We start from the raw sequence: 17,750 nt of genomic DNA, 5'->3' as shown, positions 1-17,750 counted from the left end.
GGTCGGGGGTGGGGGCCGGGAGGTCCGAGGTCAGCCGAAAATCGGCGGCAGGGCGAACAGGACGATCGTCGACCAGACGACGTGGGTGCAGATCGGCGCCACGACGCCGCCGGTGCAGCGGCGCAGGATCGCGCACACCGCGCCGAGGAGGATCGCGGCGAATCCGAGCATCACGTTTCCGCTGGCCAGCGTCGCGATCGTGTAGACGATGGTGGACACGACGACCGGGTGATGCGGGCGCACCGCCGAGTACACCGCGCCCCGGAAGAACAGTTCCTCGGCGGCGCCGTTGATCAAGGTGATCGCAGTGACGACCGCGATGCTGCCGAAGTCGGCGAAGGCGAGCACGCTGCTGACGAGGTCGCTGAGCGGTCCGATCAGCTTCGTGAGGAACGCGCCGATGACGAACACCGCGCCCATCGCGACGCCGGCGACCACTCCGAGCGCAACGGCTCCCGACGTCGAGCCCTCCCCGTCGAGGGAGAACCGTCCGGCAGACAGACGGCTGGTGGCTATCGCCCCGATGATCCAGGTGGCCGCGAGGCCGAGTGTCAGCGGGTAGAACGCCGTGTCGCCGGGTGTCACCGAGAGAGAGACCCCCAAGAAGACGGCGCCGATGAGCAGGAACCCGACCACGGCAAGTCGACGAGGCGTCGAATAGACGGGCTGATCTGTGTTGCGGTCGACCGCGACAGCGTCGAGGAGCCGGGTCACCGACCGGGGCAGGGAGGCGGTCGACATCAGGGCAGAAATTGCCCGAGAACACGCCGTGCGACAAGCGTCACGCCTGCGACGGTACCGATCACGCCGACCACCGCGCCCAGTGCTGCGCGACGGGCGCGCAGGAGGTCGCCGCCCGCCCAGTCGGGGTCGGTGTCGGCGAGGTGATGCAGATCGTCGAGCTCGGACACCGGTCGGGGATACGGCGAGTCGACCGATGCGCGGATCGCGTCTCGCATAGTGGTGAGACCTCCGGTCGGTGGGGACACGAACTCGGTGATGCGGTGCTCGGAGGCGCGCATCGGATACTGCAGTGACGTGACCAGTTCTTCGGTCAGTGCTGCTGGGGCTGGAGTGATGATGCCCCCGACCTTACCCGCGAGCCGGGTGCTGATCGATGGCACACGCACGCGCGGTCGAGGCATGCGCACGGCGCGGAGATACTCGTCGAGAATCGATCGGTAGACGCCGGTGTCGGGGCCTGCGATGTCGTAGGAACCCGCGGGTAGGGACGGGTCGGCGGCCGCGACGAGGTAGTGGATGACGTCGCGGATGGAGATCGGGTCCATGGGATTGTCGATCCAGCCGGGCTCGGGGATCACCGGGAAGCGGTCGGCCAGGTAGCGCAAGATCTCGAACGACGTCGAGCCCGCGCCGAGGATCACCGCCGCACGCAACCAGACGAGTTCGGCACCGCCGTCGATCGCAAGGCCCTCACCGACGTCGGCACGGCTCTGCAGGTGTGCCGACATCTCGTCGCCATCTGGCACGAAACCGCCGAGGTAGATGATGCGGGGGATGCCTCGACTGCGCGCCGCCTGGGCGACGGCCCGTGCGGCGGCGCGGTCGCCGTCGGCGAAGTCGGCCTGCCCGATGCCGTGGACGAGGTAGTACAGGGCGTCGACCGGGTGCTCGTCGGGACTTGCCGCCTCGATGGCGGCATGTACCGAGTCGGCGTCGTCGACATCCATCTCGACCGCGGTCACGTCGTCGGACCATCCGTACCGCGACAACCGCTTTGGCGATCGTGACGCGACGACGACCTCGTTGTCGGAAGCGAGAAGGGCGTCGACGAGTCGTGAGCCGACGTAGCCGGTTGCACCGGTGACCATGAGCCGCATTGGCGCCACCATAGCCAGCGCACGAGTGCGTGGCCCACTCGTGATTACGGCATCACGGAATCATCACGGCAACATCACGTGGCGACATCGCGTGGGGGTCAGGCGCGGCGGTACCGTTCGGCGATTTGCACATGGCGTTCCGCGACGGCCCGACATTCGTCGCGCAGTGCTGCGGGTTCGAGAACCGAGAAGTCGGCGTCGAAGGCGTGTAGCCAGCGTGCGATCGAGGTGAGCGATGTGCTGTAGATCGTGAGCTCGCAGCTCGAACCATCGCCGAATTCGATTGTGCCCCAAGCATCGTCGACCATCTTCTCGACTACGGCCAGTGGTGCGTGAATGCGCACCCGCGCTGTGGCAGACCGATACGCAGCGCCGAGGCTGCGCGCCAGAAATGCGGCGGCGCCACCTTCGGGGAGTTCACGAGGGACGAAGCGTCGTCCGTTGGGAGACTTCACCGTCATGCGGTCGACGCGAAACGAGCGCCAGTCGTCGCGGTCGGGGTCCCACGACACCAGGTACCACCGAGATCCCTTGCGCACCAGTCTGTACGGCTCGACCTCGCGTCGACTCTCGGTTCCGTCGTGACGTCGATAGTCGAATCGCAGGTGCTCGGAGCGATGGCATGCGGTCGCGATGTCGGACAGCACGTCTGCGGCGACCTCGGTGTCGCGGCGTCCCTGCGGAAGGGTATCGAGCGTGAGGGCGTCGAGTCGATGCCGCAACCGTGAGGGCATCACCTGTCGCAACTTGGCGAGTGCACCGGTAGACGCCTCGGTCATGTCGCTGACGGCGGCACTGCTGATGGCGTTGAGTCCGAGTGCGACGGCGAGCACCTCTTGGTCGTCGAGTAGCAGCGGAGGCATCTCGGCGCCCGCGCCCAACCGATAGCCGCCCCCGACGCCGACCGTCGAGTCGACGGGATAGCCGAGGTCGCGCAGCTTGTCGACGTCGCGACGCACCGTGCGCTTGGTGATGTTCAGTCGCGTGGCGAGGTCGTCGCCCGACCACTCCTGGCGCATCTGGAGCAGAGACAGGAGCTGGAGAAGTCGTGCAGACGAATCGAGCATGCGCTCATTCTCGCGCGCATTGCGGACAATTGTGGTCCGCAATGCGCTGATCGTGTCACTTTGTGTGGCGGGTGAAGAACTGCCAGATCAGCGACGTTGCCGAGATCGAGTTGCTCATCTGCCCGGCCCGCGACGGGCTGCCGGTGGAGCCTGGCCACACGTGCGCGCCGCCATTGACGCGGTAGTGGGTGATCTCGTGACCCGACGCCCCGCAGATCGGCCAGTCGATACGGGTGACGTAGCGATTGACCGGAAACTTGAGCGGCTGCGGCAGGCAACCGTCGCGTGCCGCCCACCCCGACAGCCAATCCATCACGGGCGCGTAGGCGCCGCCGTGGCGAACGCCGCCGTCGTAGTGGATCGTTCGGTCGGCCGTGCCGTGGAAATCGATGATGGACGCGGGCGGCGCGCCGGGGCAATTCGGGCGCCCGGCGTCGTAGAACGCCCCGCTCACCACCGCGTAGGCGGCGAACTCGGCGGGCAGCCTGCACGCGAGCATCGCGACGAGTCCGCCACCGTTCGACCGGCCCGCCGCGTACGTGCGGCTCGAGTCGATACACGCCGCCGCCCGCATCTCACGCAGGATCGTCCTGGTGAAGGCTATGTCGTCGGCGCGCGGCGAAGAGTACGGCGCCCCTTGCCACGAGACGAGTCCGTCGGTGCCGCGCAGCCCCTCCGGATAGACGACGATCGCCGGCAATTGCGCCAGACCGGTGAACCGCGCAAAGGTCGCCGCGGGTTCAGCGTGCCCGTGGAACGCCAGAATCAACGGATACGTCGACTGCCCGCTGTAACCGGCGGGCACGTTGACGCTGTAGGTGCGCTCGACGCCGCCGACGGTCGTCGCATGCTTCGACGTCCCCGGTGCGAGACGGTGCGGTCCGGCGCAACCGGAGAGGTCGGCCACGTGATGACGTGGTTCGACGGCGTTCGCCGCCGGGACGGTCTCGGCGACCGAGGCAACAGCGACGGCGGTGAGAACGCCGAGGACGAGTGAGAGTGCAGTGCGCCAGGCACGGCGTCGGGCGGATCGCGGCACCCGGCAAGAATAGTGGGTCGGCGCAAACAACGGTGTGATCCGTCTGGGGGATTCACGTGCCGGCGCAGCCTCGCGGTGCAGTCGTGCCGATTCGGCACGACCGAAGCGTCTTGTTTGCGATGCTGAGCGCCATGATGGTGCGTCGCCCGGCCCACACACCGACCGGCAGGGGAGTCTGTGGGATTCTTCGTCGGAAATACGCTGGCACACCGCTGATGTTGCTGGTGGTCGCCTTGCTCGCGGCGGTGTGTGCACTTCCCACCCAGGCAGGAGCGCAACCGCCTGGAGCACATCCGTCGGCAGGTGGGCCGGGAACCCTGCCTCCGGGATTCCTCTGGGGAGTGTCGTCGTCGGGTTTCCAGTCCGAAGGGTCGTCTCCGGACAGCAACTGGACACGGTATGTCGCGGCGGGCAAGACCGACGACAAGGTGGGGTCGGCCGTCGACTTTCGTCATCGGTATCGCTCGGATATCGCGCTCGCGAAGTCGCTCGGTGTCACGGTCTTTCGGGTCAGCGTCGAGTGGGCCCGCATCGAGCCGAAGCCCGGAGTCGTCGACCGTCGTGAGCTCGCCTACTACGACGACCTCATCGCAGCGATCGTGAGCGCGGGGATGCGGCCGATGATCACCCTCGACCACTGGGTCTACCCGGGATGGGTCGCGGCACGCGGTGGGTGGGCAGATGCGTCGACTCCGCGGGCGTGGCTGCGGAACGCGCGATTCGTCGTCGACAGGTACGCACGTGCCAATCCGCTGTGGATCACGATCAACGAGCCGACGATCTACGCCGTCAACGAGTTGCGCATGGGTGGGCTTCCCGTGTCCGCGAGCGTGACGATGCGCGATCGGCTCGTCGACGTGCACACCTCGATCTACCGATACATTCACCAACGCCAGCCCGGCGCCATGGTGTCGTCGAACATCGCATACGTCCCGACCGTCGAGCCGATCGTCGACGCCGCGTTCGTCGATCGGGTGCGCGATTCGCTCGACTTCATCGGCGTCGACTATTACTACTCAGCATCGGTCACCGATCTGAGCGCGATCAACGCGGCCACCGGAAAGAACTGGAACGCAACGGTATCGGCCGACGGCATCTACTACGCCCTCCGTGATCTCGCGCGGCGCTATCCCGGCACACCCCTCTACGTCGTCGAGACGGGCATGCCGACCGAGAACGGCGCACCGCGCCCCGACGGCTATCGGCGCGGCGATCACCTGCGTGACCTCGTCTACTGGGTCGGACGGGCGCGCGCAGACCACATCCCGGTCATCGGGTTCAACTACTGGAGCCTGACCGACAACTACGAATGGGGTTCGTACACACCACGATTCGGGCTGTACACCGTCGACGTCAAGACAGATCCGACGCTGCGCAGACAACCGACCGACGCGGTGGCGGCCTATCGCGACATCACCGCGCGCAACGGGGTGGGGTCGACGTATCGTCCGACTCGCCCCGCCCAGTGGTGCTCGCTGGTCGCCGCTCCCGCGAGTTGCGACCAGCCGGTGCGCTGACCCGCAGCGATCCGTGTGTCGGAGAAGTGGTCATTGCGGTGAATGAGACAGATTGTTAGTTTAGTCTCATGACGGTCATGGAACGGCCCGAGGGCTCGGCGATACGTCCGCCAGTGCGATTTCACTCGGCCGAGCGACGGGGCCGACGAATCGGACGGCTGCTGAAGGTCTCCATGCGCCTGCGCGAGCCGACCACCGCCGAACTCGACATCATCGGTCAGCGCATGATGATGCGCGACGAACCTGCTGCCGCTCTGGTCCGGGCGATGCGCGCACCACGGGGTTCGGCCGATCGGGTCAGCATGCAACAGTTCCGCGACGCGCTCGAGGAAGTTCCTGCCGATGCACCCCCGGCCCTGCGCGAGTTCTTCGCCACCGTCGAGAACACGCCCGAGTGGGTCGATTCCGACCTCCTCGAGCGAGGCGCCGGTGTGTACAGACGACTGGGACAGAACGCCAACGATGTCCTGCTGCAACTGTCGTTGATCGGAGGCTATCGATTCGGTGGGCCTCCCGATCTCCTCGTCGCCACCGGAGGGCTTAGCGGATCGACCGTCGTGCGCAGGCTCGGCGAAACCCAGGCCTGGGGGATCGAGGTCGGCCGCCGTGGCGGCATGCAGCGTCGGGGCGAAGGCTGGAAACTCACGGTTCACGTGCGACTCATGCACGCACTGGTCAACCACTCGTTCGAGAACAACGGTCGATGGGACGTCGCCCGTCACGGGCTACCGATCAATCAAGCCGACCTGGCCGGAACGCTGAGCCTGTTCAGCGGGACGCTCCTGATGGGTGTGCGGGCGCTGGGAGTGCCTGTCAGTCGCGAGGACTCTCGCGCGTTGATGCATCTGTGGAAGTACGTGGGGTGGCTGGTCGGTGTCGACGACGACTGGTTGTTCGACGAGGAGGTAGCCCAGCATCAGTTCAGCTACGCGGTGCTGTTGGCACAGGGTGACGTCACCGACGCCGGAGCGCAGCTCACGACAGCGCTGGTCGATTCGCAGAAAGATCTGAACTACAAGTGGTTTCCCGCTGCGTCGGCAATCTACACCCGGCTCCGACTGCTCAGCATGCTGCAAGCCTTTCTCGGCCCTCGAGGAATGCGAGATCTGGGGCAGCGACAGGCACTTCCGTGGGCAATCGGTTCCGCGTGGCTGCGCAATACGGTGAACCACCGCATCATCGGCAAAACGCCGGTCGGCGAACGCTACCTCGAGTTTCTCGGTGCCAAAGCCGTTGAGCGCGCCCACTTTCGCCATTTCGGCGACCGTCAACCGCACCTCGGAGCTCTCGAGAACCGCTAGTGTCAGCGGTGCACTGACAGCCCCGCGCGCAGGCGCACAGCGCCGCAGGACCCGAAGGACGAGAACATGCCACCCACCGTCGTCGACAAGGACTCGATCACCGCGGCACTTTTCGCCGAGTGGTCCACTGTGCGGTCACTCGCGGCGCAACTGAGCGACGAGCAGTGGTCGGCGCCATCTGTGCTCCCGGGTTGGACCAACGCCGACATCGTTGCGCACATCATCGGCACGGAGAGCATGCTCGCCGGCCGGGATGTCGAGGCTGCCGACGACATCGCCTCGCGAACGCACGTGAAGAATCCGATCGGCGAACTCAACGAGCGATGGGCCGATCACTTCCGTGACAAGCCTCGCGAAGAGGTGCTCGCCGCACTCGACGAGATCATCGACGTGCGCACCGCAGCACTCACGGCGATGACGCAGGACGAATTCGACGCGCAGACGGCCACTCCGGCCGGGCCCGACACCTACGGACGATTCATGCGCATCCGCGTCTTCGACTGCTGGATTCACGAGATCGATCTGCGTGACGTCCTTGCCGACGGCGTGCCGTCCGATCCTGTCACCGCGGGCGTCGCACTCGACGAGATCTGCTCGTCGTTGCCGTTCGTGGTGGGCAAGCGTGCGTCGGCGCCGGAAGGCAGCAGGGTTCGGTTCGAGATCCGTGGTGTCGCACCCCGTGACGCCAGGGTCGCGGTGAAGGGGCGTGCCGGGCTCGTCGAGTCATTCGACGGTGGCGACGACGCCGCGGACGTCACCCTGCGTGTCGACGGAGTCGACCTGGCCCGCCTGGTCGGCGGTCGGCGTGATGCGGATCCGAGCACGGTGACCGTCACCGGTGACGAGGGGCTGGCGAAGGACGTGCTCGCTCGGCTCGACTATGTGATCTGAGACGTCGAACGGGCTTTCTATCGGGTTTTGAGATATCGCATCGATCAATTTTAGTTGCCCAAGAAAGTGTCATCTGAACGATCGATACCAGGAGTATCGGGGGGTAATAAATACCCCTATCGCACACCTTGTTCGGGATCGCGAAGTTGCTTTCCACGCCCGAACGCTCGCGCTTCGCTTCCTGCAATCGTGCGTGCGGGTAGAGGATCGCTCAGCAGGGTGCGCACCAATGTCGACGACGGACCGAGGTCGTCGTCGCTGCCCACCACGACGACGTTGCCGGTTCGACGTCCCTTGAGCATCGCGGGATCGGCGATCAGCATGACATTGGCGAACACCTCCGCGACTGCTGCGGCGTCGGCGCGCACCAGGTCGAGAGTTCGCGCATCGCCGCAGTTGGCGAGATAGAGCCCGCCGGGAGTCAACACTCGTTTGACCGCCTGTACGAACTCGACTGTCGTCAGATGCGACGGCGTACGTGCGTCGGCGAAGGCATCGCGGATCACCACGTCCCGCGACCCCTCGGTCAGCGACTCGGTCACCGTCCGCGCATCGCCGACGCGAATACGTAACAGCGGTGCGCGCGGCAGGTCGAACCACTCCCGCACCAATCGGGCGAGCTCCGCGTCGATCTCGACCGCAACCTGCCTCGCCCGCGGGTAGCGATCGGCCAGGTTCCGGGGAAGTGCGCACGCCGCCCCGCCGAGGTGGAGAACTCGTAGCGGCGTCGACGTATCGGGATATCGGTCCTCGATGACCGCCGCCATCTGCCGGAGGTATTCGAAATCGAGTGCCGACGGATCGTCGGGGTGGATGTGCGAACTGTGTGTTCCGTTGATGAGGAGCAGCCAGCCGCCGGAGATGGGATCGGCAACCACCTCGGCGGTGCCGCTGTCGATCGGGTGGCTACCCGGGACGGGTGCGGGACGGGGTTTGGCCATGAGGTGACGATACGATCGCGCGGTGCGTCGAGCCCCATCCAGTACCAGTCCGCGCGCGTTCGGTCCGGCGGGTCGAGCACTCGACGTCCCCGTCGGCCTGTGCGTCGGCTACCTCCTCGACCGCGCATTGGGCGACCCACGCCGGTGGCATCCCGTCGCCGGTATCGGGCGCGCGATCGGCCGACTCGAGCGCAGCGTCTACGCCGACTCGCGCTCGGCGGGCGTAGGTTTCGCCGCGACGTCGGTTTGCGCGGCGATCGCCGTCGGCGTCGGAGTCGACAGCGCCACCCGGCGCGTCGATTCCTCACCTGTGCGGATTGCGACCATTGCCGCGGCGACCTGGGCAGTACTCGGTGGCACCACGCTCAACCGGGTCGGGCGCGAGGTGGCGGACAGTCTCTCCGTCGACGACATCGACGCCGCCCGCGCACTGGTACCCAGCCTGTGTGGTCGTGACCCCGAACACCTCGACGCTGCCGGGATCGTGCGTGCCGCAGTCGAATCGATCGCCGAGAACACCTCGGATGCTGCTGTGGCCCCGCTGTTCTGGGGTGGCGTCGCGGGTGTGCCGGGGCTGATCGCGTACCGAACCGTCAACACCCTCGATTCGATGGTCGGCTACCGCAGCGACCGGTACCGACGGTTCGGATGGGCTTCGGCGCGACTCGACGACGTCGCAAACCTCGTGCCGGCACGGCTCGCCGGGGTGCTGGTCGTTGTGCTCGGAGACGACCGCGCAGGCGCTCTGCGCGCGTGGCGACGCGATGCCGCGGCGCATCCGAGTCCGAACGCGGGCGTCGTCGAATCATCGTTCGCGGGAGCGCTCGGGCTTCGTCTGGGCGGTCGCACGGTGTACCCGCACGGCGTCGAAGTTCGTCCCTCGCTCGGGGACGGTAGTCCGCCCGAGGTTTCGGATCTGTATTCGACGACGCACCTGTCGCGGCGGGTACAGCTCGGAGCTCTGGCGTCGAGTGTGTTGATCGCCTACGTGCTCGGCGCAGTTCGACAGCGTCGGCTGCTCAGCCGCCGTAGCGCTGGGTGAGTTTGTCGCGGACCTCGTCGGGCGCGTGTTCGGTGTCCGGACCGAGGCCGATCCGAGTCGTCTCGGAGTGGTCGGAGTCGTCGACGGCGGTGTCGCCACGCAGTTCTGCGCGCAATCGTTTGCGGCGCGCGGCGCGTTCGGACGTGGCACTCGCAGAGGTCGCGGCGGCGGGCGCCTGCGAATCTGTGGTCACCGCAGCGGAATCCGTCGACACGGTGCCGCGGGTCCGGCGACGCTGCTTGATCTCGGCATAGATGAAGTACCCGGCCCCGAGCGGAGCCATGATTCCGAACGCGAGCCACTGCAGCCCGTAGGAGAGATAGGGGCCGGAATCGAGTTGGGGAAGCGGGATCTCACCGAGCGCTCCCGGCTGGTTCGGCGAAATCTGGATATAGAAGGGGTCCATTGTGGTGGACGTCGCGCGCGACAGTTCACCGGGGTCGATCGTGTACACCGACAGCGCGCCGTCGACGACCGCCGCGCCCCGACCCGGAGACGTGCCCTCGCCGGCCCTGATTCGACCGTCGATGGTCACCTCACCCTGTGGCGGTGGGGGAACGACCGGAGTCTGGCCCTGCTCGGGTCGCACATACCCACGGTCGACGACCAGCACGCGGTCTGAACCCGCGACCCGGAACGGCGTCAGGACCTCGACGGCCGGGCGCTCGCCGACCGAACGCAGACGCACGAGAGCCTGCTTGTCGGTCAGGAAGGTGCCGGTGATGTGAACCTCGCGCCACTCGGTGTCGGATCGGAATCCGCTACCGGCAGGCGCCACGGACGCCAGGGGAACGGGCGCGATCGACACCGCCTGCTCGATGAGGTGGTTGCGGTCGCTGGTTTTGCTGTTCTTACCCAGTTGCCACGGAGCGAGGATGGAAAAACACAGCGCCGCGAATGCCACGACCACCACGGCCAGGGCAATCCACCCAGGTCGGAGGAAGGTTCGCAGCACACGCATGCCTCAACGGTACCGAGGTGCCCGCAGACGTCGGCTGTGCGGGGCGCCGTTCGACGCCGCGGCGGCTAACTGTTGCCCAGACGGTCGTTGACCCAGGCCAACATGCCCGGAACGGCCGCCTCGATCTGTTGACGGGTAAGCGCGAAATCTCCCTGTGTCCCGTAGTACGGGTCGGCGACGTCGAGGTCGTCGCCTGCGTCGGGGTCGAAGCTGCGCAGCAGCCGCACGCGGTCGCCGAGCCGTTTGCGTTCGAGATCCTTGGCGTGGCCGGAATCCATCGCGACGAGCAGGTCCGCGTCGAAGTCGTCGGGGGCCAGATGTGCCGCGGTGTGGGCGTCGGAGTAGCCGTGGGCGAGCAGTTCGGTGCGTGCGCGATTGTCGGCGGGTTCGCCGACGTGCCAGCTACTGGTACCCCGACTGGTCACTCGGACCCTGTCGGAGAGCCCGGCGTCGTCGATGGCGGAGCGGAAAATGTTCTGCGCCATCGGCGACCGGCAGATGTTGCCCGTGCACACGAAACAGACGTGTAGTTGATCAGACACCTAGGACCTCACGCAGATCGACAACAGAATCGACGCGCCACGAGGCAGCGTCCCCTTCCCCGGCCCGAGCGTAACCCCACGAGACAAAGACCGTCGGGATTCCGAAGCTCTCGGCACCCTCGACATCGTGCGAACGGTCGCCGATCATCACGACGGGGTGATCGGGAAGTCCGGTGTCCGGGTCGGGCGCGATGCCCGATTGCCTCAGCGCCCACGCGATGACGTCGGCCTTGCTGCGACGTGAACCGTCGTCACTGGCACCGCAGATCGCCTCGAAGTGGTCGGCGAGCGCAAAATGTTCGAGGATCGCTCGCGCCGTGTTCTCGTTCTTCGACGTCGCGATCGTCATCTTCCGGCCTCGGGCCGCCAGATCCTCGACAAGTTCGCCGATCTGCGGGAACACCGAATTCTCGAGCCATCCGACGTCGGTGTAGCGCTTGCGATAGGCGCGCATCGCCTCGTCGGCGGTCTCCTGATCGAGTCCGAGGCCGGTGAGCGTGTCGATCATCGGCGGTCCCGCGACTCCCGCGACCACGTCGTCGGGTGGTTCGGGCGCTCCGACCTCGGCGAGGGCGTACCGGAAGCTGTTGACGATGCCGGAGAAGCTGTCGGTGATCGTGCCGTCGAGGTCGAACAACAGTTCTGTCCGCGGATCACGCGGATCTGCCGGAGAAGTCACGGCTCCATCGTGACATGTACCGCCGTGGGTGTCCGAATAGCGTGGTGCGGTCGGGGTGTCCGTCGGCTCTCGACCGTTAGGCTCGACGGTTATGACAGCAGGCTCGATTCCGCAGGACAGCGTGTACCGGCTCAGCCGACACGGCGACGTCGACGTTGAGCCCGGCGTCGTCGATTTCGCCGTCAACGTCCGCGGCGAGGCGCCGGAGTTCGTCCGCGCAGCGATCGTCGACGCCTGTGCGCACCTCGCGTCGTATCCGAGTGCCGCGCACGCCGATACCGCGATCGCTGCGATCTGTGCGCTACACCAACGGGATCCGAGCGAGGTCATGCTGCTCGCCGGTGCCGCGGACGGGTTCGAGATGCTGCCGCGGCTGGGCTCTCGGCACGCCGCGCTCGTCCAGCCGTCGTTCACCGAGCCGGAGATCGCGCTGCGGGCAGCCGGAATCCCCATCACCCAGGTGGAATTGCCGCCGCCGTGGCGCATCGACCCCGACGACATCGCCGACCGCGTCCCCGACGATGCCGACCTCGTCGTCGTCGGCAACCCGACCAACCCGACGTCGGTGTTGCACAGTAGAGCCGCGCTCGATGCCATGCGCAGGCCGGGTCGGATACTCGTCGTCGACGAGGCGTTCGCCGACCTCACCGTCGACGCGGTTACCGGAGAGCGTGAGCCGGAGTCCCTCGCGTCGATGCGAGCCGACGACGTCGTCGTGATCCGCAGTGTGACAAAGACCTTCGGACTTGCCGGCCTGCGCGCGGGGTACCTCCTGGCGTCGCCCGAGGTCGTCGAACGGCTGAACCGCGGGCGTCGACCATGGCCGTTGTCGACGCCCGCGCTCGCTGCGCTGGCGGAGTGCGTCGGCCCTGCGGGACAACGCTTCTGCGACGACGCCGCTCACGCCGTCGCTGCCGAGCGAGACTTCATGCTGGAGCGGCTCGCACTCGCGGGGATCAGGGTGTGCACACCACCCACCGCGCCCTTCATCCTCATCGAGATGCCGAATGGCATCGCGGTCAAGAATGCCCTTCGCGCAGCGGGTTTCGGAGTGCGGAGCTGCGCCAACTTCGTCGGCCTCGACGGCGATCGCCTGCGGCTCGCGGTACGCGACAACGCCACTGTCACCGCGATGATCGACGCTCTCGCCCGCGCACGAAAGGACGTCGACGATGACGCATGAGGCTGAGTTCGTAACGGGGACACCAAGGGTTGAGACATCGGTGGGGTCGGTTGCCGATCTACTCGATCGCGTCTACCCGCCGAGGTTGGCGGAAGCGTGGGACTCGGTGGGACTCGTGTGCGGGGATCGCACGGAAGCCGTTGCGCGGGCGCTGATCTGCGTCGACGTCACCGATGCCGTCGTCGACGCGGCGGTCGCAGGCGACGTCGACATCATCGTCGCGCATCATCCGCTGCTGTTGCGCGGCGTCGATTCGGTTGCCGCCGACACCGCGAAAGGCTCTGTGCTGCATCGACTGATCCGCTCGCACACGGCGTTGTTCACCGCGCACACCAACGCCGACAGCGCGCGTCCGGGGGTGTCGGATGCGCTCGCGGACGTGCTCGGCGTCGTCGAGACATCACCGCTGCAGCCAGCGCCGCTGGCGCCGATGGACAAGTGGGTCGTGATGGTGCCCGAGGGTAGCGCCGAGCAGGTGAGTGAGGCTATGTTCGCGGCGGGAGCCGGGGCGATCGGTGAGTACCGCGACTGCGCGTGGTCGGTGGTCGGCGTCGGGCAGTTCGAGGCGCGAGGTGCGGCCAACCCGACGATCGGGTCGCTGGGAGAACGGACGCATGTCGACGAAGCGCGGGTGGAAATGGTCGCGGCGCGGCGGCTGCGCCGCTCAGTGCTTGCCGCGTTGCGCGCTGCTCATCCCTACGAGGAGCCCGCGTTCGACATCCTCGCCGAGGAAGCCATCGACTCTGATACCGGCCTCGGCAGAATCGGCCGGCTCGCAACGCCGTCGACAGTCGGGGAGTTCGTGACGCGAGCCGCCGGCGCGCTGCGCTCGCCGTGGGGAGTGCGTGCCACCGGTGAGCCCGCCCGTGTCGTCGAGACCATTGCTGTGTGCGGCGGGGCCGGCGATTCGCTGCTCGATACGGTGCGAAGCCTCGGCGTCGACCTGTATCTGACCGGCGACCTGCGGCACCATCCGGTCGACGAGGCGCTACGCGCCGGCGGACCGGTGCTGGTCGACGCGGGGCACTGGGCCACCGAATTCCCGTGGTGCACACAGGTTGCCGAACTGCTGGCGGACAGGCTCGCACTCGACGTCGAGGTCTTCGCGACGCCGACGGACCCGTTCACGGTGCATGCGGATTGCTGAGCCACAGCGGGTACCGCGTACCGTTGACCGAACGTGTGAACCGAGGAGGCCCCATGAAAGTCGATGCCGAGTGAAGGCCGACCCGTCCGCGCAGCGGCAGTTGCTCGACCTTGCCGACGCCGATGCCGTCGTTGCCCGCGTCGACCATCGCGGCAGATCACTTCCAGAGGTAGCCGAGATCGCCGAGCTCACCACCCGGATCGACTCGACTCGCGACGACCTCGTGCGCGCCGACATCTCCGCTGAAGACCTCACCCGCGAGTATCGACGCGTCGACAGCGAGGTGACCGGGATGGCCGACCGCGAGCGCAAGGACTCCGCGCTGCTCGCCGGCGGAGGCCTGGCGCCCAAGGCATTGTCGGAGTTGCAGCACGAACTCGGCAGCCTCGCGCGCCGCCGCTCAGTCCTCGAAGACGACCTCCTCGGCGTCATGGAACGGCAGGAAGCCGTCGAAGCAGAACGGCAGCGCGCGTCGGCAACCGTCGAACATCTGCAGACCCAGCTCGCCGACGCCGAGAAACGACGCGACGAGGCCAAAGCGACCATCGACGCTGATCGTGAGGTCGCGACGACGCGCCGCGAGGCGATCGCCGGTGACATTCCCGCCGACCTTCTCGCGATCTACGACCGTCAGCGCGCCGCGGGCAAGGTTGGCGCGGGTCTCCTGCGGGCACGACGCTGCGGAGCGTGCCGGATGGAGCTCGACCGCGGGACCCTCGCGTCGATCGCCGCTGCCGCGGCAGACGACGTGGTCCGGTGCGAGGAGTGCGGCGCGGTTCTCGTCCGCACCAACGAGTCCGGTCTGTAGGCGTAACCGTGAGTTCCGGTTCGGCGGCCACGCCGTCGTGGCAGGGACAGCGCGCAGAACCGACGCGCCTGGTGCTCCTACGTCACGGCCAGACGCCGCTGTCGATCGAACGACGCTATTCGGGTCGCGGTAACCCCCGGCTGACCGAGCTGGGGGAGCGGCAGGCACTCGCCGCGGCGTCGAGAATCGCCGCGGAGGTCGACGTCGCTGCCGTGGTCAGTTCGCCACTCGACCGCGCACGCCAGACCGCGCAGGCCGTAGTCGACCGGATCGGTGGCGAGGTGATCGAGGATGCGGGCTTCATCGAGAACGACTTCGGTGGCTGGGAAGGGCTGACGTTTTCCGAGGCCGCTGCCCGCGACCCGCAGGTGCACGCCCGCTGGCTCGGCGACCACACCGCCCCGGCACCGGACGGCGAGAGCTTCGCGCAGGTTGCTGAGCGGGTGATCGCCGCGAAAGACCAACTGGTGCAGAAGTATTCGGGGCAGACCGTCGTGGTGGTGTCGCACGTGACACCGATCAAGACGCTGCTCCAACACGCGCTGACAGTCGGGCCGGAGCTGCTGTTCCACCTCCACCTCGACCTCGCGTCCGTATCGGTCACCGAGTTCTACCCGGACGGCGGCTCGGTGGTGCGCTCGGTCAACGAGACCGCGCACCTGCCCTGACCGGGCCGACTGGGCGTCGTGTACCGCCGAGTGGGCGTCGTATACCGCCGAGTGGGTATATCCGGACGAGGGCGAACGAGTCGGCGTGTAAGCCGGATCCTGTGCCGACACGAAGTCGGCGGCGACCATCCATCTGGACACACCGTTGCCGGGTGCCTCGAGCGGCCAACCCACGGACTCGGGCGAGCAGCCCTCGATCATCCGTGCACACGCACCTCACGATCCGTGCTTCGGCCTTGCTCCGGGTGGGGTTTACCAAGCCGACGCGGTCACCCGCGCCGCTGGTGCGCTCTTACCGCACCGTTTCACCCTTACCGACCTCGCGGTCGGCGGTCTGTTCTCTGTGGCACTGTCCCGCGGGTCACCCCGGGTTGCCGTTGACAACCACCCTGCTCTGCGGAGTCCGGACTTTCCTCGGCGCGCGGCATTACCAGTGACCTGGCCGTTCCGCTCGCCGCGGCCGCCCGGCCGACTCGTTCGCCCGTACAGCTTAGCCCGCTGACACGCGCGCACAGCACGCCCGGTGAGCAGTGGGGAGCGCACGGTCGACGCTCTGCTGCGCCCAGTCGACGGTACGAGGCGCCCAGTCGACGGCGAGAGGCGCCCAGTCGACGGTACGAGGCGCACAGTCGGCAGTCTGGAGCGCACGGTCGGCGATAGTGTCGAGTGTGTGCAGCGCAGATTCTCCGCCCCCGATATCGACTTCGAGTCGATCCGCACCGAGCTGGGGATCTGCGAGGACTACGGCGAAGCCGCGCTCGATGAGGCGGAGCACGCGGTCGACGCATACGCCGCCGAGCGCGTTGACCGCCGCGACATTCCGCTGGTCACGATCGACCCGCCTGGGTCGATGGACCTCGACCAGGCGGTGGCGATGTCGTTCGACGCAGACGGTTTCGAGGTCCACTACGCGATAGCCGACGTCGCCGCGCTCGTTCGGCCAGAGCATGCACTCGACGCCGAGAGTCGACGTCGCGGCGCGACCATCTACTTCCCCGACGGCTCGGTGCCGTTGCATCCCAGGGTGCTGTCGGAGGGATCGGGATCGCTGCTCCCCGGCGTGACGCGTCCCGCGGTGCTGTGGACTATCCGCGTCGCACCCGACGGTGAGGTGGCCGGAGTGCACCTCGAGCGTGCACTCGTGGAATCGGTCGCACGACTCGACTATGCGGGGGTGACCGCGGACGCCGCCGCGCGCACCCTGCATCCGTCGATCAGCGCGCTGCCGGCGTTCGGTGAGCTCCGACGTCGAGTTGCGTTGGCGCGCGGAGCAATCGAGCTCGACCTTCCCGACCAGGAGGTGACCCGCGTCGACGACGGATGGGTGCTCTCCCTCGCGGCTCGCACGCCCGCCGATATGTGGAATTCGCAGTTGTCGTTACTCACCGGCACCTGCGCGGGAACGATCATGGCCGACGCAGGAATCGGTCTGCTGCGCACGCTGCCGCCGGCGCCAGCAGATGCCGTCGACAAGCTCAGGGCGACCGCCGACGCTCTCGACGTGACATGGCCCGACGACGCGACCCCCGGACAGTTCCTCGCCGGACTTCCGGTCGACGAGCCGTCGACCCTCGCCCTGATGTCGCAGGCGAGTTCGCTGATGCGCGGCGCGGGGTACCTGCCGCTCGGCGTGCAGACCGGCGAGGCGAACACGTCGCCTGCAACGCGCGACGAGATGGTGCACTCGGCGATCGGTGGGGTCTACGCACACGTGACCGCGCCGCTGCGACGTCTCGGCGATCGATTCGCCACCGAGGTGTGCCTGGCCGTCACATCGGGAAACCCGGTGCCCGACTGGGTGTTACGTGCGCTGCCGACCCTGCCGGGCATCCTGCGATCCGCCGACTCGCTCGGGTCGTCTGCCGACCGGGAGAGTATCGACCTCGCCGAGTCGGTGATCCTCGCCGACCGTGTCGGCGAGCGCTTCGACGCCGTGGTCCTCTCCGAGGCGACAGCGAAGAAGCGCGCGAAGATCTTCATCGAGCAACCGCCGATCCTCGCCGAATCCGAAGGCTCTCCGACCGCGGCCTCCAACATCGGGGTGACCCTGACCGCAGCCGACCCGACGTCGCGGACGGTCCGCTTCGCGCCATCGGACGCCTAGCGATTGCCCGCGTCAGACC

The 17,750-nt window shown here is 67.4% G+C and carries 17 protein-coding genes and 1 other RNA gene; 9 read left to right on the top strand and 9 right to left on the bottom strand.

Annotated elements, in window-relative coordinates:
- Window positions 1-30: 30 nt before the first annotated feature.
- The 4 genes from ACRVY7_RS20450 to ACRVY7_RS20435 form a co-directional block, all read right to left on the bottom strand.
- Window positions 31-741, bottom strand: coding sequence for a CPBP family intramembrane glutamic endopeptidase (locus ACRVY7_RS20450; RefSeq protein WP_431818421.1), 711 nt, complete (start codon window positions 739-741; stop codon window positions 31-33).
- Window positions 741-1,841, bottom strand: a complete 1,101-nt coding sequence (locus tag ACRVY7_RS20445; RefSeq protein WP_431818420.1) for an NAD(P)H-binding protein — start codon at window positions 1,839-1,841, stop codon at window positions 741-743. Before ACRVY7_RS20445 ends, ACRVY7_RS20450 begins: the two co-directional genes overlap by 1 nt.
- Window positions 1,842-1,939: 98 nt before the next feature.
- Window positions 1,940-2,908 carry a helix-turn-helix transcriptional regulator gene (locus ACRVY7_RS20440; protein ID WP_431818419.1) on the bottom strand — a complete coding sequence of 323 codons (969 nt, stop codon included), beginning with the start codon at window positions 2,906-2,908 and terminating at the stop codon, window positions 1,940-1,942.
- 55 nt (window positions 2,909-2,963) lie between these two features.
- Entirely contained in the window at window positions 2,964-3,947 is a 984-nt protein-coding gene (locus ACRVY7_RS20435) for a CE1 family esterase (protein WP_431818418.1), read from the bottom strand.
- A 215-nt stretch (window positions 3,948-4,162) separates the two neighbouring features.
- Here ACRVY7_RS20435 and ACRVY7_RS20430 point away from each other — a divergent pair, with 215 nt between their 5' ends.
- The 3 genes from ACRVY7_RS20430 (at window position 4,163) to ACRVY7_RS20420 (ending at window position 7,656) form a co-directional block, all read left to right on the top strand.
- On the top strand, window positions 4,163-5,464 hold the full coding sequence (locus ACRVY7_RS20430) for a family 1 glycosylhydrolase (RefSeq protein ID WP_431818417.1): 1,302 nt from the start codon (window positions 4,163-4,165) through the stop codon (window positions 5,462-5,464).
- Window positions 5,465-5,532: 68 nt separating this feature from the next.
- The gene (locus tag ACRVY7_RS20425; protein ID WP_431818416.1) at window positions 5,533-6,765 is read left to right on the top strand and encodes an oxygenase MpaB family protein; all 1,233 of its coding nucleotides are present in this window, start codon (window positions 5,533-5,535) and stop codon (window positions 6,763-6,765) included.
- Window positions 6,766-6,831: 66 nt separating this feature from the next.
- Window positions 6,832-7,656, top strand: a complete 825-nt coding sequence (locus tag ACRVY7_RS20420; protein WP_431818415.1) for a maleylpyruvate isomerase family mycothiol-dependent enzyme — start codon at window positions 6,832-6,834, stop codon at window positions 7,654-7,656.
- Between the two features lie 116 nt (window positions 7,657-7,772).
- Here the strand turns inward: ACRVY7_RS20420 and ACRVY7_RS20415 are convergent, their stop codons facing one another.
- A complete protein-coding gene (locus tag ACRVY7_RS20415; RefSeq protein ID WP_431818414.1) occupies window positions 7,773-8,597 on the bottom strand; it encodes a spermidine synthase in 825 nt (274 codons plus the stop codon).
- Between the two features lie 22 nt (window positions 8,598-8,619).
- Between ACRVY7_RS20415 and ACRVY7_RS20410 the strand changes: the two genes are divergently transcribed.
- Window positions 8,620-9,639 carry a cobalamin biosynthesis protein gene (locus ACRVY7_RS20410; protein ID WP_431818413.1) on the top strand — a complete coding sequence of 340 codons (1,020 nt, stop codon included), beginning with the start codon at window positions 8,620-8,622 and terminating at the stop codon, window positions 9,637-9,639.
- On the opposite strand, the gene ACRVY7_RS20405 is transcribed toward ACRVY7_RS20410, so the two are convergent.
- The 3 genes from ACRVY7_RS20405 to ACRVY7_RS20395 all read right to left on the bottom strand — a co-directional run bounded on the left by ACRVY7_RS20405 (window position 9,617) and on the right by ACRVY7_RS20395 (window position 11,821).
- Window positions 9,617-10,600, bottom strand: a complete 984-nt coding sequence (locus ACRVY7_RS20405) for an SURF1 family cytochrome oxidase biogenesis protein (protein WP_431818412.1) — start codon at window positions 10,598-10,600, stop codon at window positions 9,617-9,619. The two genes, ACRVY7_RS20410 and ACRVY7_RS20405, sit on opposite strands and share 23 nt — an antisense overlap.
- 65 nt (window positions 10,601-10,665) lie before the next feature.
- Window positions 10,666-11,142, bottom strand: coding sequence for a low molecular weight protein-tyrosine-phosphatase (locus ACRVY7_RS20400; RefSeq protein ID WP_064867947.1), 477 nt, complete (start codon window positions 11,140-11,142; stop codon window positions 10,666-10,668).
- On the bottom strand, window positions 11,135-11,821 hold the full coding sequence (locus ACRVY7_RS20395) for an HAD hydrolase-like protein (protein WP_431818411.1): 687 nt from the start codon (window positions 11,819-11,821) through the stop codon (window positions 11,135-11,137). Before ACRVY7_RS20395 ends, ACRVY7_RS20400 begins: the two co-directional genes overlap by 8 nt.
- A 91-nt stretch (window positions 11,822-11,912) precedes the next feature.
- Between ACRVY7_RS20395 and cobC the strand changes: the two genes are divergently transcribed.
- The 4 genes from cobC (at window position 11,913) to ACRVY7_RS20375 (ending at window position 15,627) form a co-directional block, all read left to right on the top strand.
- Entirely contained in the window at window positions 11,913-13,004 is a 1,092-nt protein-coding gene (gene cobC / locus ACRVY7_RS20390) for an Rv2231c family histidinol phosphate aminotransferase CobC (RefSeq protein ID WP_431818410.1), read from the top strand.
- Complete coding sequence (locus tag ACRVY7_RS20385) at window positions 12,994-14,151, top strand: Nif3-like dinuclear metal center hexameric protein (RefSeq protein ID WP_431818409.1); 1,158 nt, start codon at window positions 12,994-12,996, stop codon at window positions 14,149-14,151. Before cobC ends, ACRVY7_RS20385 begins: the two co-directional genes overlap by 11 nt.
- 70 nt (window positions 14,152-14,221) lie before the next feature.
- Window positions 14,222-14,959, top strand: a complete 738-nt coding sequence (locus ACRVY7_RS20380) for a zinc ribbon domain-containing protein (protein WP_049698292.1) — start codon at window positions 14,222-14,224, stop codon at window positions 14,957-14,959.
- A gap of 8 nt (window positions 14,960-14,967) precedes the next feature.
- Complete coding sequence (locus ACRVY7_RS20375) at window positions 14,968-15,627, top strand: histidine phosphatase family protein (RefSeq protein ID WP_431818408.1); 660 nt, start codon at window positions 14,968-14,970, stop codon at window positions 15,625-15,627.
- A 72-nt stretch (window positions 15,628-15,699) separates the two neighbouring features.
- Here ACRVY7_RS20375 and rnpB read toward each other — a convergent pair.
- An RNA gene (gene rnpB / locus ACRVY7_RS20370) (RNase P RNA component class A) lies at window positions 15,700-16,103 on the bottom strand.
- Between the two features lie 194 nt (window positions 16,104-16,297).
- On the opposite strand from rnpB, the gene ACRVY7_RS20365 reads away from it, so the two are divergent.
- Entirely contained in the window at window positions 16,298-17,731 is a 1,434-nt protein-coding gene (locus tag ACRVY7_RS20365; RefSeq protein ID WP_431818407.1) for an RNB domain-containing ribonuclease, read from the top strand.
- Window positions 17,732-17,750 lie beyond the last annotated feature (19 nt).

Source organism: Gordonia jacobaea, assembly GCF_965344965.1.
Lineage (GTDB): Bacteria > Actinomycetota > Actinomycetes > Mycobacteriales > Mycobacteriaceae > Gordonia > Gordonia jacobaea.
This window is presented reverse-complemented; position numbering and strand designations above follow the sequence as displayed.

Excerpts from the sequence above, each read along its gene's own strand:
- ACRVY7_RS20450 (WP_431818421.1), bottom strand. The coding sequence starts at position 741 with ATGTCGACCGCCTCCCTGCCCCGGTCGGTGACCCGGCTCCTCGACGCT.
- ACRVY7_RS20430 (WP_431818417.1), top strand. The coding sequence starts at position 4,163 with ATGTTGCTGGTGGTCGCCTTGCTCGCGGCGGTGTGTGCACTTCCCACC.
- ACRVY7_RS20420 (WP_431818415.1), top strand. The coding sequence starts at position 6,832 with ATGCCACCCACCGTCGTCGACAAGGACTCGATCACCGCGGCACTTTTC.
- ACRVY7_RS20445 (WP_431818420.1), bottom strand. The coding sequence starts at position 1,841 with ATGCGGCTCATGGTCACCGGTGCAACCGGCTACGTCGGCTCACGACTC.
- ACRVY7_RS20405 (WP_431818412.1), bottom strand. The coding sequence starts at position 10,600 with ATGCGTGTGCTGCGAACCTTCCTCCGACCTGGGTGGATTGCCCTGGCC.
- cobC (WP_431818410.1), top strand. The coding sequence starts at position 11,913 with ATGACAGCAGGCTCGATTCCGCAGGACAGCGTGTACCGGCTCAGCCGA.
- ACRVY7_RS20425 (WP_431818416.1), top strand. The coding sequence starts at position 5,533 with ATGACGGTCATGGAACGGCCCGAGGGCTCGGCGATACGTCCGCCAGTG.
- ACRVY7_RS20385 (WP_431818409.1), top strand. The coding sequence starts at position 12,994 with ATGACGCATGAGGCTGAGTTCGTAACGGGGACACCAAGGGTTGAGACA.
- ACRVY7_RS20440 (WP_431818419.1), bottom strand. The coding sequence starts at position 2,908 with ATGCTCGATTCGTCTGCACGACTTCTCCAGCTCCTGTCTCTGCTCCAG.
- ACRVY7_RS20415 (WP_431818414.1), bottom strand. The coding sequence starts at position 8,597 with ATGGCCAAACCCCGTCCCGCACCCGTCCCGGGTAGCCACCCGATCGAC.